Here is a 15,024-nt window from a genome sequence, read left to right as displayed (position 1 = left end):
CCCGGACAGACGTCCGGTCAGACGTCCCGGCGGCGCACGACGACGCACGCGGCCGCGACCACGACCGCCGTCCAGACCACGATCGCGACGACGCTCCAGGTGAGCGTCGCGCCGTCGGCTCCGCTCGGGAGCTCCAGGACCGTGCCCTCCGGCCCCGGGAGCGAGCGGGCGAAGCGTCCGACGGCCTCGACCGGGACCGCCTGCAGCAGCGCCGGCACGACGTAGAGGAAGCCGAGGGTCGCGGCGATGCCGCCGGCACTGGACCGGACGACGAGCCCGAACGCGAGCGCGATCACCGCCGCGGCGGCCTGGTAGAACGCCGTGCCCGCGAGCACGCGCAGCACGACCGGGTCGGCGATCCCCCCGGGCGCCCCGTGACCGAGCACGAGCGCCGCGACGAAGAACGACACCACGCCGGAGGCCACCGAGACCACGAGAGCGACCACGGCGACGACCACGACCTTGGCGAGGACGACGGGCACGCGGCGCGGCACGACGGCGAACGTGGTGAGGACGGCACCGCGCTCGTACTCCGTGGTGCCCACGATCGTCCCGAGGACGACGAGGAGCAGGAGCCCGAGGTAGTTCGTGTCCGTGAACGCGCCGACCGCCCCGGCGAGCGCGGTGTCGGCGTCGGTGACGTCCGACCGCTCGGTGAGCGCCGTGATCACCGCGACGAGGACCGGCACGAGCAGGGCGAGGGACAGGAGCCACCACGTCGAGCGCAGGCCCCGCGCCTTGAGCGACTCGGACGCGACGAGGCCCCCGAACCCCAGTCGCGGCGTGTCCGCCGGTGATCGGGTGGACGACGTGGCCGGCGACGTCGTCGGGGGCGCGGGCCGTGCGGGCTGTGCGGTCATCGGGGTCCTCCGTCGGTCGTGTACTCGACGGCGTCCTTCGTCAGCTCGAAGAAGGCGTCCTCCAACGAGACGTGCTGCGGGACGAGCTCCGCGAGCACCGTCCCGGTGCGCATCGCGAGGGCGCCGACCTGGTCGCTCGACAGCCCGGCCACCGTCAGCACCCGCTCCTCGGTCGACGTGACCGTGCCGCCGGACGCACGGACCTCGGCGGCCAGCGCGTCGGCGGTCTCCGCGGTCCGGACCCGGACGCTGCCCCCGGACGCGGCGCCGACGATCTCCTCGACCGTCCCGCTGGCGACGAGCCGTCCGCGGCCCAGGACGACGACGTCGTCCGCGGTGAGCGCCATCTCGCTCATGAGATGGCTCGAGACGAGGACGGTCGTGCCCTGCGCCGCGAGCGCGCGCACCAGCTCGCGGACCCAGTGCACGCCGTCGGGGTCGAGGCCGTTCACGGGCTCGTCGAGGATCAGCGTGCGCGGGCGCCCCAGGAGGGCGGCGGCGATCCCCAGGCGCTGCCCCATCCCGAGCGAGAACGTGCCGATGCGGCGACCGGCCACCGCGGCCAGTCCCGTCGTCTCCAGCACCTCGTCCACGCGGGAGGCGGGCAGCCGGTGCGTCAGCGCGATGGACCGCAGGTGGGTGCGCGCGGTCCGGCCGGGATGCACCGCGTGGGCGTCGAGCATGGCGCCGACGGCCGTCAGCGGCGCCGGGTCGTCGACGAACGGCTTCCCGTCGATCCGGACGACCCCGCTCGTCGGCCGGTGCAGGCCGAGGATCATGCGCATCGTCGTCGACTTGCCGGCACCGTTCGGCCCGAGCAGCCCGGTCACCCGGCCGGTGCGCACCACGAAGCTCAGGTCGTCGACGGCGACCGTCGCGCCGTAGGTCTTGGTGAGGTGCTCGACCTCGATCACAGGAGCATCTCGGGTCGCGCAGGGTTCGTCCGCATGGGTGGAACCCAAACACCCCTGGTCGCCGCACGCGAGGCGAACCGGCGCGGGGAGAGGTCCCCATGCCTGGGTGACTGTGGACGGCCGATCTCGCGCGCGCGTCACGGTATGGTGTGCGCACGTTCACGACAACTCCACGCGTCGCTCAAGGGACCACGAATGATCGTCTTCCTCGTCATCGGCATCGCCGCGCTCGCGCTGCTCCTCCTCTCGCTGCTCGTCGGCGAGATCGTGGACCTGGGTGACGGGTCGCTCTCGGGCACCTCGCTGGGCGTCGGCGGCGTGGTCTTCGGGTCCGTGGGCGTCATCGTGACGGCGAACGACCTGCCCACGTGGGTCGCGTACGTCGGCTCGCTCGTCGTGGCCGTCGTCGTCGTCCTCGTCGTCCAGCGCCTCGTCACGCACCTGCGCGACTCGGAGGACGGGACCCCGGTGTCGCTCGTCGGCGTCCAGGGCACCGCGACGACGGCGATCGACCCGTCTCGTGGCGAGGTGTCGCTCGACGCGGCCCACGAGCTCGAGCGCCGGCTCGCCTGGTCGGAGGAGCCCATCCCCGAGGGCGCGCGCGTCGTCGTCCTGGAGCAGTCCGGGAGCAAGGTGCGCGTGCGCCGGCACTTCGCGAACGACTGACGTCGTCCCGCACCCGCTGCACCGCCGCCCGGCCCGCCCGCACTGCCGCACGGGCCACCCAAACCTTTGCACGCACCGCACGCCCACCGCCCGAACGGAAGGAGACGCGCCCCGGCGCTGACCATGCTGGACGACACGAACAACCTCATCACGACCCTGGCGATCGTCGCCCTGGTCATCGCCTTCTTCGCGGTGATCATCTTCATCAGCAAGCGCATCCGTCGCGTCCCGCCGAACGAGGCGCTCGTCATCGTCGGCCGCGGCGCCGGACGCAAGGAGGCCACCGGCAGCGGCCAGAAGGTCATCGTCGGCGGCCGCACGTTCGTCTGGCCGATCCTCCAGCAGGGCTTCCCCATCTCGCTCGAGCAGCGTCAGATCGGGATCACCGTCGAGGGCGTGGACAAGCACCGCATCAAGATCGCCATCAAGGCGTCGATCAACTTCAAGGTCCGCGGCGACGAGGAGGGCGTGCGGCGTGCCGCCCAGCGCTTCCTGTCCCAGCAGGGCACGCTCACCGAGATCATCAAGGAGTCCCTCGAGGGCTCGCTGCGCTCCATCGTCGGCGACATGACGATCGAGCAGATCATCTCGGACCGCAAGGGCCTGTCCGACCGCGTGGTCGAGTCGACGAAGGCCGACCTGTCGGAGCAGGGTCTGCAGGTCGACCTGCTCAACATCTCCGACATCTCGACGCCGGGGTCGGACTACCTCGCCAACCTCGGTCGCGCCGAGAACGCGCGCGCCCGCCAGGTCGCCGAGGTCTCCGAGGCCGAGGCGCAGCGCGCGTCCGAGTTCGCGGTCATCGAGGCCGCCGAGCAGATCGCGGAGCGCCAGAAGGCGCTCGACCTCAAGCGTGCCGTCATCAAGGCCGACACGGACCGCGCGAACGCCGAGGCCGACGCGGCCGGTCAGCTGGCCCGCGCCGAGCAGGATCGCCTCGTCGCGCAGCAGGAGCGCGAGGCGCTCGCCGAGCAGGCCCGCGTGACGCAGGAGCGGCTCGACATCGAGATCCGCAAGCCGGCCGAGGCCAAGGCGTACGCCGAGGTCCAGGAGGCGAACGCGCGTCGTGACGCCGCGAACGCTTCCACGGAGGCCGAGGCCTACAAGCGCACCGTCATCGCCGAGGCGAACAAGACGGCGGCGATCCAGGACGCCGAGGCGTCCGCCGCCGCGGTGCGCCGCGCCGGTGAGGCCGAGCGCGACCGTCAGGTCGCCCTGGCGGCCGGCATCAAGGCCGAGGGTGAGGCGCGCGCGTCGGCGATCGAGGCCGAGGGTCGCGCCGAGGCGGTCGCGACCGACGCCAAGGCCGAGGCGCTCAAGAAGTACGGCGAGGCGGCTCTCGTCCAGGAGCTCATCGAGCGCCTGCCCGAGATCGTGCGCGCGGCCGCCGAGCCGATCGGCAAGATCCAGGGCATGACGGTCATCTCGACCGACGGTGCCTCGGCGATCACGAAGAACGTCGCCTCCGTCCTGGGCGAGGGTCAGGGCGTCATCAAGCAGCTCACGGGCGTCGACATCAACCAGCTCATCGCCGGCCTCGCGGGCAGCACGCTGTCCGGCCCCGACCGGGCGTCGGAGTCGAACGGCACGCGCGTCTGAACTGCGCCCCGCACAGCGTCGTGGCCCGTCCGGTCCTCCGGGCGGGCCACGTTCGTGTCCGGCGTCGCGTCTGTCGGTCAGCATGTCAGGGTCACAGGTCACTCCGGTGACCCGTCGCCCTGACATGCGAGTCGCAACCCGTCAGCCCGTCCAGCCGAGGCGACCCATCGCGTTCAGCGCGAGCAGCACGCCGAGGATCCCGAGGACCCAGCCGGTCATCTCGGCGGCGTTCTTGGTGAGCCAACGGTCGAGCCGGTGCAGGAGCGGGTCCACCGCCCGCGCGGCGACGAGCCGGCCCAGGAGGAGCAGGAGCGCGGGAGCGATCATCACGACGCAGTACGCGGCGAGCACGCCCGCGGACGTCGGCCACCCGACGTCGGACGTGGTGATGATCCCGATCGCGGCGAGGTACGGCAGCATCGTGCCGACCTCGATCGCGACGGCGCCGAGCGCGAGGCCGACGAGCGGCAGGACGGAGGGCCGCGCCCGGACGGTCACCGCACCCTGCACCCCGCCGTCGACGGCCGACTCGATCCCGAGCGCACGCTCGCGCCACCGCGACAGCCGGCCCGGTGCCGGGGGACGGCCCTCAGCCGCCGCGCGCTCGGCGCGCCGCGCGGCGCGCTTGCCGTCGAACCGGAAGCTCAGCGCCAGGAGCCCGATGCCGAGCAGGAGCTGCACGATGGCCGCGGCGCGCGTGTCGAGCGCGTCGCCGAACCGGTCGAGGAACGCACCCGCGCCGAGCATCACGACGATGCCGACGGCGAGGTAGAACCCCGCCACCGTCGCCAGGTACGTGATCACGCGGCCGGCGCGGAGGCGCCCGGGCGCGAGCAGGAGCCACACCGGGATGAGCAGCGTGCCGAAGCTCGTCGAGTCGACGAGCGCGAGGACGACGAGGATGCCGGCCATCGCGGCGAGGCCGAGCCCGGTGCCGTCGGCACCGGCGAGGTCGAGGGGGAGGTCCATGACCCGACCTTCCCCCGCGGCAGGGGTCTCGGTCGTCGGCCGGACGGACGATCCTCGCCCCCGCCGCGGGGGTCTCGCCGCGAGCCGTCTACACCGTTCGACCGATCCCCGACGACGGCGCGTGTGCTGGGATGGGCACGTGAGCTCAGTCCGCTGGTGGTCCCGCGACGGCGCGCTGCGCCAGGTGTGGCGCCTCGAGGACGCGCGCAACGACGTGGTCACGGCCGTCATGACGTTCGTCCTCGGGTGGGTGCTCATCGAGGTGGGCCTCGTCGACCTGGTCCACGTCGACGGCGCGATCGGGATCGTGACCCCGGAACCGTGGTGGCGGTACGCGCTGCTCGCGGTCGGGTGCGCGCTCATCCTCGTCAAACGACGGCACCCGATGCTCGCGCTGGCGGGCGGCGTCGCCGTCATGCTCGTGGACCTCGCATGGGGTGGCTCCCTCGCCATCACCATCGTCCTGTGGGACCTGCTGTACGCGGCCGCGACGTGGGGCAGCCCGCGGGCGCGCGCCTGGCTGTGGGGCGTCACGGTCACCGTCTCGGTGCTCGGCGCGGTCGCCGCCGGCGAGGCCGCGCGCGACGTGCGGGTCTTCGTCTACACGGGTCTCCAGCTCGGCGCGGTGCTGCTCATGCCGCTGTGGTGGGCCACGAACGTGCGCCAGAAGACCGAGCTCGCGGAGCTCGAACGGGCGCGTGCGGACCTCGCCGCCCGCGACGCCGCGAGCGCCGCCCGCGCGGCGCAGCTCGAGCGCGAGCGTGCGAGCGACCTCGAGCGCATCTCCGAGCTCGACCGGCACGAGGCGGTCCGGGCCGAGCGCGCCGCGATGGCACGCGACCTGCACGACGTCATCGCGTCCCATCTCTCGGCGATCGCCATCCACTCGGGTGCCGCGCTCCAGCTTCCTCCGGACGCAGGGCGCGACCGGGCCGCCCTGGAGCAGGTGCGCACGAGCGCGGTCACGTCGTTGGAGGAGATGCGGTCGATGATCCTGCTCCTGCGCAGCGAGCGGCGCGGGTCCGAACCGGTGGTCGCGCCCGGCCGGCTCGCCGAGATCGGCACGCTGCTCGACGCGGCGCGCGCGACCGGGACGGAGGTGACCTTCACGGACGACCCGGGTGCCGCCGAGCTGCCCGCCGCCGTGGACCAGGCGCTCTACCGGGTCGCGCAGGAGGCCCTGACGAACGCGCTCAAGCACGCGCCCGGCGCGCCGGTCGCGGTGCGGCTCGAGCGCTCGGGCGACGACGTCGTGCTCACGGTTCACGACGACGGCACAACTATGCGCTCGCCGCTCGGGGACCCGGCGCTCAGCGCGGGAACGGGTCTGCTGACGATGCGCGAGCGCGCCGAGGGGGTCGGCGGCACGCTCGACGCCGGGCCTGCGGACGGGTCGGCGGGCGGTGGCGGGTGGACCGTCCGCGCGACGGTCCCGACGGCCGTTCCCCACGACGACCCGGCTCCCGCCCGCGAGGCCGCCGGATGACGCGCCCGACGGTCCGCGTGCTCCTCGCTGACGACCACGCCGCGATCCGCGCCGGGCTGCGGCTCCTGCTCGAGGCGGCGGACGACGTCGAGGTGGTCGGCGAGGCCGCCGACGGCACGGCTGCGATCGCCAACGCGCGGGCGCTGCGCCCGGACGTCGTGCTCATGGACCTGCGCATGCCCGGTGTCGACGGGATCGAGGCGACGCGCGCCATCACGACGGAGGGCCTCGCGGACGTCCTCGTCCTCACGACCTTCGACCTCGACGAGTACGTCGACGGTGCGCTGCGGGCCGGTGCGGCGGGCTTCCTCCTCAAGACCGCGGAGCCCGCAGCGCTGCTCGACGCGGTCCGGCGCGTCGCCGACGGCGACGGCGTGCTCGCCCCGGAGGTCACCCGGCGCCTGCTCGCCGCGTTCGCGCGCGGGCCCAGGCCCGGGTCCGACGGCGGCCGCGGGACCGGGCCCGACGGCGGACGTGACGCCGGCGACCCGGCCCGCCCGGGCGCTGCCGAGGCGGGCGGCCGGACGACCGGCGGGGACGGCGCGGCGTCGGGCACCGACCGGACCGCCGCCCGGCCCGACGCGCGGCTCGACGACCTCACGCCGCGCGAGCTGGACGTGCTCGTGGCGCTGGGCCGCGGGCTGTCGAACCAGGGCATCGCGACGGAGCTGTTCATCTCGGAGGCGACAGCCAAGACCCACGTCTCGCGCGTGCTCACCAAGCTCGGGGTCGCGTCGCGCATGCAGGCGGCGATCGTCGCGCGGGACGCGGGCCTGGCGTAGCCACCCTGGTCGGGCACCGCCGGTCCCCCTCGGCGGGTGAGCGTGCCCGGGCCGTGATGAGGTGTCACGGGTGACGAACGATCTCAGCGCCTGGTCCGTCCGGGAGTCCGACCTCGACCTCGACGGCGCGCGCACCGCGGCCTCCGTCCTGTCCCTGGCCAACGGGCACGTCGGTGTGCGCGGTGTCCTCGACGAGACTCCCGCGGACGCGGACCCGGCGACGCTCGTCGCCGGCGTCGTCGAGGAGTACGACCAGACGTACGCCGAGCGCGGCTACGCCTACCCCGAGATCGAGGAACGCCTCGTCCCGGTGGTCGACGCGTGGCGCGTCGGCTGGTCCGTGGACGGGGCTCCGGTCGACGTCGCGTCCGGCACCGTCGAGGCGCACGACCGCGTCCTCGACCTGCGCCGCGGGGTCCTGGACCGGGAGCTGCGCTGGACCGCGCCGTCGGGCGGGACGGTGAGCCTCGCCAACCGGCGCCTGGTGTCCCTCGCGCGGCCCGAGATCGTCGCGTCGCGGTGGCGCGTGCGCGCGCACGACGACGTCACGGTGACCGCGCGTCCCGCCCCCGACTGCCCCCACGGCGACGCCGGGCAGAACCCGGAGCGCGCGGAGCCCGGGCTCGTCACGGCGTCGTGCCGGCACGACGCCGAGGGCTCGTCCGTGCACCAGCGCACCGTCCGCTCGGGCCGGGGTGTCGCCGTCGAGACCGCGCACGTCGTGGAGGCGGCCGACGGCGTGACGCCGGTGTCGGCACCACCGCGCGGGCGCCGCCACCCTCACCGTGGACCTGCGTGCCGGCCAGTGGGTCACCGTGCTCGTGGTCTCGGCGCACGTGGGCGGGCCGGACGCCGACGCCCTGCCCGCGCACGCGCACGACGTGCTCACCGACGCCCTCGGCGCCGGGTGGGACGCGCTGCAGCGCGAGCAGGCCGAGCTCCTCGCCGAGGTCTGGGAGCGCGGCGACGTCGAGGTCGAGGGCGACGACGAGATGCAGCAGGCCGCGCGGTTCGCCCTGTTCCAGACGGTGCAGGCGTCGGCGTGCGTCGAGGGGGTGGGCGTCCGCGCCAAGGGACTCACGGGCACCGGGTACGGGGGGCACGCCTTCTGGGACTCGGAGACGTTCGTGCTCCCGGTCCTGGACCACGTGCTGCCGGGCGCGGCGGCCGCGCACCTGCGCTGGCGGCACGCCAGCCTGCCGCACGCGCTCGAGCGTGCGGCCGAGCTGGGTCTTCCGGGCGCCGCGTTCCCGTGGAGGACGGTCAGCGGGCGGGAGTCGTCGGGCTACTGGCCCGCCGGGACGGCCGCGTTCCACGTCAGCGCCGCCGTCGCGCTCGCCGCGATGCGGCACGTTGCCGCCACGGGGGACGAGGCGTTCGCGCGCGACGTCGCCGTCGACCTGGTCGTCGAGACGGCGCGCCTGTGGGCGGGACGCGGCCACCACACCGACGCGGGCTTTCGCATCGACGGCGTGACCGGCCCGGACGAGTACACCGCGATCGTGGACAACAACACCTACACCAACCTCGTGGCGCGCCAGAACCTCCGGGCCGCCGCGGACCTGTGCGACCGGTACCCGGAGCGGGCGGGCGGGCTGGGCGTCACCGCGGACGAGAGCGCGGCGTGGCTGCTCGCCGCCGACCGGATGATCGTGCCCTACAGCGACGAGCTGCAGGTCACCGAGCAGTCGCAGGACTTCACGCGGCACGCGCACTGGGACTTCGAGGGGCGCGGCACCGCCCGGTTCCCGCTCGACGACCACGTCCACTACTCCGAGCTCTACCGTCGGCAGGTGGTCAAGCAGTCCGATCTCGTGCTTGCGCTGCACGTCGCGCGGGAGGAGTTCACGCCCGAGCAGAGGCGCCGCGACTTCGACTACTACGAGCCCCTGACGGTGCGCGACTCGTCGCTGTCCGCTCCCGTGCAGGCCGTGGTCGCCGCGGAGATCGGCTACCTGGACCTCGCCTACGCGTACGCGCGCGAGTGCGCGCTCCTCGACCTGTGCGACCTGCGCGGGTCGACCGACGGCGGGCTGCACGTCGCGTCGCTCGCCGGGACGTGGACCGCTCTGGTCGCCGGGCTCGGCGGTCTGCGCCACGAGGACGGCGTCCCGCACCTCGCGCCGTCCCTGCCGTCCCGGCTCACCGGGCTCGCCTTCCCGGTGCACGCGGACGGTGCGAGCGCTCGCGTCGAGGTGCGGCGCGACGGCGTGACGTACCGGCTGGTGTCCGGCGAGAAGCTGCGGCTCGTGCACGACGGCGACGAGCTCCACCTCACGCAGGGGGAGCCGACGCAGGTACGGCCGGTCCGCCCGGGAGAGCAGGGTCCGCCGCCCGCCCAGCCGCCCGGTCGCGCGCCGCTCTTCGCCGCGCCGTAGCCCGTCAGCGCGGGAGGTACCGGTCGAGCTGGTCGAGATAGCCGTCGCGGTCGAAGTCCTCGAACAGCCCCGACTGGATGATGCAGCCCTGGCACGCGCTGACGAACAGCGGCGCCTGCTCGACGGCGAGCGCGGCGGCCGCGTCCTCGTCCAGCCCGTTGGTGCGGCGGTGCCACTCCGCGAGGTAGTGCTCGAACGTCCCGCGGATGCGAGCGACGACGCCCGCCGCGAGGCCGAGCAGCGCCGGGTCGGTCATGGCCTCGCCCCAGAGCTGGACGAGGATGCGGGGGTCCCCGAGCTCGCGCTGGACCCCCGTCATGAGGACGCGCACGACCTGGGCCGGTGCGGGCAGCGGCTCCTGCGTGGCGAGCCGCTCGACGTCGAGGACCCGCGCCCCCACGATCCGGGTCGCCGTCGCCCGGACGATCTCCGACTTGCTGGGGAAGTAGCCGTAGATCGCCCCCGCGGACAGCCCCGACTCGGCGATGATGTCGGCCATCGAGGCCGCCTGGAAACCCTTGCGCCGGAACACGCGCAACGCCGCCTCGGCGATCTCGTCGCGGCGCGCGGTGCGGTACTCCTCGGTCACCCTGGGCATCGCCCCAGCCTAAACCGAACGATCGTTCTTGACAGACTCGCCGGACGCGTGGAGTCTTTAAAGAACGAACATTCGTTTTGAGGAGTGGTCATGAGCACCCGGTCACCGCAGACGTCCCATCCCTCCGGCACCGTCCCCGGCCGAACGGCCGGCGTCACCGCCGGGCAGACCCCCGACGGCACCCCCGGCGTCACCCCCTGGCACCGTGTCCTCGGGCTCGCCGTCGGTCTCGTCACCGTGGTGAGCGTCGTCGTCCTGGCGTTCCTGTGGCCGTCCGTCACGGCCGAGCCGCGAGACCTCCCGGTCGCCGTCGCGGGCTCCGCCGAGCAAGTGGCGCAGGTCGAGGCCGGCCTCGCGCAGGGCGCTCCGGGCGTGCTCGACGTCACCGCGGTCGACGACCGCGACGCCGCCGTCGCGCTCGTGGAGTCCCGCGACGTCTACGGGGCGATCGTGCTGGGCGCCGAGCCCGAGGTCCTCACGGCCTCGGCGGCGAGCCCGGTCGTCGCGCAGCTCCTCGGCCAGCAGGCGACCGCGCTCCAGGCCCAGGTCGACGCCGCTGCCGCGGCCCAGGGTGTGCCCGCCGCCAGCGTGCCGACCGTCGTCGTGACCGACGTCGTGCCGCTCTCCCCCGACGACGCGCGCGGCACGACGCTCGGCGCCGCCACGTTCCCGCTCGTCCTGGGGGGGATCGCCGGAGGGGTCGCGATAGCGCTCGTCGTGCTCGGCACCGGACGGCGGCTCGCGGCGCTCGGCACGTACGCGATCGTCGGCGGCCTCGCGATCGCGGGGATCCTCCACGGCCTCGGCGGGCTGCACGGCGCGTTCCTCGCCGACTCCGCCGCCGTCGGGCTCACCCTGCTCGGGATCTCGGGCACGATCGTCGGCGCTGCCGCGGTGCTCGGGCGCCCTGGGATCGCCGTCGGGCCGGTCCTCTTCCTCCTCGTCGCGAACCCGCTCTCGGCCGCCGCGATGCCGGTCGAGATGCTGCTCGCGCCGTGGGGCGCCGTCGGGCAGTGGTTCCCGCCGGGGGCGTCCGCGACGCTCCTGCGCGACCTCTCGTACTTCCCCGCCGCGGACACGACCCTGCCGTGGCTCGTCCTGGCGGGCTGGGCGGTGCTGGGGGTCGTGCTCGTGCTCGTCGGGCACCGGCGCACGTGGTCGGCCCCGGTGCCGTCCGCCGACGACCCGCTGGCCGCGTCCGGACGCGCCTGACCGGGGTCCGTCCGTCGCCCGGGCAGAGGCGGCGTCAGTCCCGGGCCGCGGCGTCGAGCGGGGCGAGGCCCGGGCTGCGCACGACGCGGGCGGCGTGCACGGCCCCCGCCCGCATCGCCGCCTCGACGGGCTCGCCCCGCAGGTGCGCGTCGAGGAAGCCCGCGACGAAGGCGTCCCCGGCGCCGTTCGTGTCGACGACGTCCTCGACCGCCTGCGCGGGCACGTCGACGAACCCGTCGGCCGTGAGCGCCGTCGCCCCGCGAGTGCCGTGCGTGCACACGACGAGCCGCGCGCCCGCGTCGAGACGTGCACCCATGAACGCGCGGTGGTCCGGCAGGCGGTCCGAGCTGAGGAACACGTGCGTGCCCGCCTCGACCCACGGGCGGTGGAAGTCCGCGGCGCCGTCGTAGTCGTGCAGGTCGACCCAGACGTCGCGACCGCGCCTGACGGCGAGGTCCAGCACGGGCAGGGCCGCGACGGCGAGGTCGACGACGACCGCCGCGGCGGCGTCGAGCGCGGCGACGGCCGCGTCCCAGCCCGCGCCCGCCGCCGGGACCTCGCCCGGCGCCCGCAGGTACACCGACACGCGACCACCGTCGTGGTCCATGAGGTTGAGGTGGCTCTCCGTGCGCCCGTCGGGCGACGCCTCGGCGAGCACCCGCACGCCCCCGGACTCGAGCACCGAGCGCACGCGCGTGCCGTCGTCGTCCGTGCCGAGCACCGTGCGCAGCGTGACCGACCGGCCGAGCGCCGCGAGGTTGAGCGCCTTGCCGGCGGACGTGCCGCCCACGGTGTCGTAGGAGTCACGCGCGAATACCGTGTGCGGGCTCGGCTCGGGGAGCGCGTCGAGCCGGACGATCCGGTTCCACGACGCGGGACCGGCGACGAAGACCTCGTCCCGGTCCCGCGGCGGGGTCTCGGCAAGGGCTTCGCGGGGTGCGGCGGCGGTCACGCGCGCCACCCTACCGACGCATCTGTCGAGCCGGCGCGCGACCCTGGGAGCGCTCGTCGGCGTCCGCCTTGATCACCTCGAAGATCGCCGTCCAGTTGTCCCGACCGTGCCCCGCGGCGAGCGCGCGCTCGTAGTGCGACAGGACCGCACCCGGCAGCGCGGTGTCGACGCCCAGCTCCTCGCTCGCCCCGAGGACGTGCGCGGCGGTCGCGCCCATCATGGTCGCGGTGCTCAGGTGGCCCGGGTGGACGCCGGTCTCGAACTCGACGCCCGCCGCGCCGTCGCCCCCGATCATCGCCGGCGTGGTGACGAGCGTCTGCAGCGCCTCCGGGACGAACTGCGTGGGCGGGACGCCGGCGGCCTGTGCGAGCGCCGCCGCGTGCGCGACGCCGGACAGCGCCGTGAGGAAGACGTCGAGCTGCGCCTGGTACATGAGCTGCGCGAGCCCCGGGTCCTCGCCGATGTAGCGGGGCGCGCCGAGCAGGGCGAGGATCGGCTCGAGCGCCCGGAACGCGGCCTCCGGTCCGGAGTAGTAGACGTAGGCCTCCGCGGTCCCGACCATCGGCGCCGGTGCCATGACGCCGCCGGTCACGAGCGTCGCGCCGTGGTCGCGGGCCCACCGGGCGGCGTCGCGCGTCGCGCCGGGGGTGTCGGAGCTGAGGTTGACGACCGTCCGTCCGCGCAGCGCGTCCGACGCCGCGCCGAGGACGTCGTACATCGCCGCGTAGTCCGTCAGGCTCAGCACGACGACGTCGCTCGCCGCCACGGCCTCGGCAGGCGACCCGGCGAGGGTCGCACCCTCGGCCACGAGCGCGTCCGCGCGCGACGGCGTGCGGTTCCACACGGTGACGGGGTGGCCTGCGGCGAGCAGCGTGCGGACCATGGCCTGGCCCATCGGGCCGAGACCGATCAGGGTGACGGGGGCGGGCGTGCTCATCGGGTTCCTCCTGCGGTGACGGTGGGGGTGGTGACGGTGGGCGTGCTGTCGGTGGGGGTGGTGCCGCCGCGGATGCTCTCGACGGTGCGTGCGAAGCCGTCGGCACCGTGCCCGGCGTCGACCTGGCGCCGGATCAGCCCCTGCACGGCCGCGACGACGTCGGTCGCGAGCCCGGCCTCCTCGCTCGCGCCGATGATGTCCGAGAGGTCCGAGAACTCGAGGCTCTGCTGCCCGGGGCCCGCGTAGTCGCGGCGGTCGATCACGTCCGCGTACTCCGCGAGCCCCGACGTCATCGCGACGAGCCAGGGCGCCGCGCGGCGCGCGAAGTCGGCTGCGCTCACGCCCGCCGTCCCGACCATCGCGGCACCGTGGAAGAAGCCCGCGAACATCGCGTACATCCCCGCGAGGAGCGCGAGGTCGTAGAGCGGCGCGAGGCCGGGGTCCTCGCCGAACCACGTGCTCTCGCCCCACGTGTCCAGCACGGGACGGGCGGCGTCGAACGCGGCGCGCGACCCGCTGTAAAGGACCTCGGAGCCCGGCCCGCCGATCATCGCGGGGACGGCCATGATGCCGCCGTCGAGGTAGTCGATGCCGTGGGACGTCGCCCACGCGGCGAGCTCCCGCGACTCCTCGGGCGTCGTCGTGACGAGGTTGACGAGCGTCCGGCCCGCGAGCGCGTCCACGACGGGATCGAGGGTCTCGTGCACCGACGCGCGGTCGAGCAGGACCGCCACGACGAGCGGCGACGCGGCGACGGCGTCGCGCACCGACGGCGCCTCGCTCGCCCCGGCGGCGACGAGCGCGTCGGCGCGTCCCGGTGTGCGGTTCCAGACGGTGGTGGCGTGCCCGGCGGCGACGGTCGCGGCGGCGAGCGCGCCGCCCATCGCGCCGAGCCCGAGCACGGTGACGGGTGGGGACTGGTGGTCGGGCATCGTTCCTCCGGTTCGGGTGGTGGAGCCGGGCGGCGCCGACGGTGCGGCGTGCCCTCGCCGTCCACCCTCGCCGTCGTACGGTCGGCCGGGAAGAACGCACTTCGAGGTGGGGTTCTCACCCACAGGTGAGCGTGCAGGTCAGCGCTCCGCCCAGGTCGAGGCGCGCGCAGGACAGCGACGAAGGAGCGAGCGATGACGACGACGACGATCCGCCCCGGTCTCGACGACCGGCCGGGCGAGGCCCGGCACGACGGAACCCGGCCGGGCGAGACCCGGCAGAGCGCGACCCGGCCGGACGGATCCCGGGCGGCGACGGGTGCGCCGTCGGGCTCACCGCGCCGCGGTCCCTACGTGTGCGGCCTCGACGCGGCGATGGACGTCGTGAGCGGCAAGTGGAAGTCGTTGATCCTCTGGGAGCTGGAGGACCACGGCGTGCGCCGGTACGCCGAGCTCAAGCGCGGCCTGCCGGGCGTGAGCGACAAGGTGCTCGCGCAGCAGCTGCGGGAGATGGAGGCCGACGGCCTGCTCGTGCGCGAGGTGTTCCCCGAGGTGCCGCCGCGCGTCGAGTACTCGCTCACCGAGCACGGCAGCACGCTCAACGCGGCGCTCGAGTCGCTCGGCGACTGGGGGCGCGGTCGGATCGAACGGCTCGGCGCGCCGGTCCTGGTCACCGTCGCCGCCGAGACGTGAGCTCCCGCCCCCGAATCGGCTGACTCCAGGCGGAAGCCCACGTCTCGGC

Annotated in this window: 14 protein-coding genes and 1 pseudogene; 8 read left to right on the top strand and 7 right to left on the bottom strand. The window is 74.7% G+C overall.

Going from position 1 to position 15,024, the window contains the following annotated elements:
• Positions 1–17 precede the first annotated feature (17 nt).
• Together V5D56_RS06020 and V5D56_RS06015 are read right to left on the bottom strand one after the other, a co-directional pair.
• Positions 18–860 carry an ABC transporter permease gene (locus V5D56_RS06020; protein ID WP_435738146.1) on the bottom strand — a complete coding sequence of 281 codons (843 nt, stop codon included), beginning with the start codon at positions 858–860 and terminating at the stop codon, positions 18–20.
• Positions 857–1,774 (bottom strand): ABC transporter ATP-binding protein, encoded by a 918-nt coding sequence (locus V5D56_RS06015; RefSeq protein WP_435738145.1) that lies wholly within the window; start codon positions 1,772–1,774, stop codon positions 857–859. Before V5D56_RS06015 ends, V5D56_RS06020 begins: the two co-directional genes overlap by 4 nt.
• A gap of 195 nt (positions 1,775–1,969) precedes the next feature.
• Between V5D56_RS06015 and V5D56_RS06010 the strand changes: the two genes are divergently transcribed.
• Entirely contained in the window at positions 1,970–2,440 is a 471-nt protein-coding gene (locus V5D56_RS06010; RefSeq protein ID WP_435738144.1) for an NfeD family protein, read from the top strand.
• Between the two features lie 123 nt (positions 2,441–2,563).
• Entirely contained in the window at positions 2,564–4,039 is a 1,476-nt protein-coding gene (locus tag V5D56_RS06005) for a flotillin family protein (RefSeq protein ID WP_435738143.1), read from the top strand.
• 141 nt (positions 4,040–4,180) lie between these two features.
• On the opposite strand, the gene V5D56_RS06000 is transcribed toward V5D56_RS06005, so the two are convergent.
• On the bottom strand, positions 4,181–5,008 hold the full coding sequence (locus V5D56_RS06000; RefSeq protein ID WP_435738142.1) for a GAP family protein: 828 nt from the start codon (positions 5,006–5,008) through the stop codon (positions 4,181–4,183).
• A 139-nt stretch (positions 5,009–5,147) separates the two neighbouring features.
• Between V5D56_RS06000 and V5D56_RS05995 the strand changes: the two genes are divergently transcribed.
• The 4 genes and pseudogenes from V5D56_RS05995 to V5D56_RS05980 all read left to right on the top strand — a co-directional run bounded on the left by V5D56_RS05995 (position 5,148) and on the right by V5D56_RS05980 (position 9,654).
• Positions 5,148–6,494, top strand: coding sequence for a sensor histidine kinase (locus tag V5D56_RS05995; protein ID WP_435738141.1), 1,347 nt, complete (start codon positions 5,148–5,150; stop codon positions 6,492–6,494).
• Positions 6,491–7,276 carry a response regulator gene (locus V5D56_RS05990; protein ID WP_435738140.1) on the top strand — a complete coding sequence of 262 codons (786 nt, stop codon included), beginning with the start codon at positions 6,491–6,493 and terminating at the stop codon, positions 7,274–7,276. The genes V5D56_RS05995 and V5D56_RS05990 overlap by 4 nt, the downstream gene beginning before the upstream one ends.
• Positions 7,277–7,337: 61 nt before the next feature.
• Positions 7,338–8,003: pseudogene (locus tag V5D56_RS05985) on the top strand (hypothetical protein); the annotation flags it as partial.
• Between the two features lie 58 nt (positions 8,004–8,061).
• Positions 8,062–9,654 carry a glycosyl hydrolase family 65 protein gene (locus V5D56_RS05980; protein ID WP_435738139.1) on the top strand — a complete coding sequence of 531 codons (1,593 nt, stop codon included), beginning with the start codon at positions 8,062–8,064 and terminating at the stop codon, positions 9,652–9,654.
• A gap of 4 nt (positions 9,655–9,658) precedes the next feature.
• On the opposite strand, the gene V5D56_RS05975 is transcribed toward V5D56_RS05980, so the two are convergent.
• Positions 9,659–10,252, bottom strand: a complete 594-nt coding sequence (locus V5D56_RS05975) for a TetR/AcrR family transcriptional regulator (protein ID WP_435738138.1) — start codon at positions 10,250–10,252, stop codon at positions 9,659–9,661.
• A 90-nt stretch (positions 10,253–10,342) separates the two neighbouring features.
• Between V5D56_RS05975 and V5D56_RS05970 the strand changes: the two genes are divergently transcribed.
• Entirely contained in the window at positions 10,343–11,464 is a 1,122-nt protein-coding gene (locus V5D56_RS05970) for an ABC transporter permease (protein ID WP_435738137.1), read from the top strand.
• A 34-nt stretch (positions 11,465–11,498) separates the two neighbouring features.
• Here the strand turns inward: V5D56_RS05970 and V5D56_RS05965 are convergent, their stop codons facing one another.
• From V5D56_RS05965 to V5D56_RS05955, 3 genes are read right to left on the bottom strand one after another with little or no spacing between them, the layout of a single operon-like run.
• Complete coding sequence (locus tag V5D56_RS05965) at positions 11,499–12,416, bottom strand: carbohydrate kinase family protein (RefSeq protein ID WP_435738136.1); 918 nt, start codon at positions 12,414–12,416, stop codon at positions 11,499–11,501.
• A gap of 10 nt (positions 12,417–12,426) precedes the next feature.
• Entirely contained in the window at positions 12,427–13,353 is a 927-nt protein-coding gene (locus tag V5D56_RS05960; RefSeq protein ID WP_435738135.1) for an NAD(P)-dependent oxidoreductase, read from the bottom strand.
• Positions 13,350–14,285, bottom strand: a complete 936-nt coding sequence (locus tag V5D56_RS05955; RefSeq protein ID WP_435738134.1) for an NAD(P)-dependent oxidoreductase — start codon at positions 14,283–14,285, stop codon at positions 13,350–13,352. Before V5D56_RS05955 ends, V5D56_RS05960 begins: the two co-directional genes overlap by 4 nt.
• A gap of 192 nt (positions 14,286–14,477) precedes the next feature.
• Here V5D56_RS05955 and V5D56_RS05950 point away from each other — a divergent pair, with 192 nt between their 5' ends.
• Positions 14,478–14,975 carry a winged helix-turn-helix transcriptional regulator gene (locus tag V5D56_RS05950; protein WP_435738133.1) on the top strand — a complete coding sequence of 166 codons (498 nt, stop codon included), beginning with the start codon at positions 14,478–14,480 and terminating at the stop codon, positions 14,973–14,975.
• Positions 14,976–15,024 lie beyond the last annotated feature (49 nt).

It is taken from the genome of Cellulosimicrobium sp. PMB13, from assembly GCF_051294865.1.
GTDB lineage: Bacteria > Actinomycetota > Actinomycetes > Actinomycetales > Cellulomonadaceae > Cellulosimicrobium.
The sequence above is the reverse complement of the archived record's forward strand: the minus strand, read 5'-3'. Positions and strand labels throughout refer to the sequence as shown.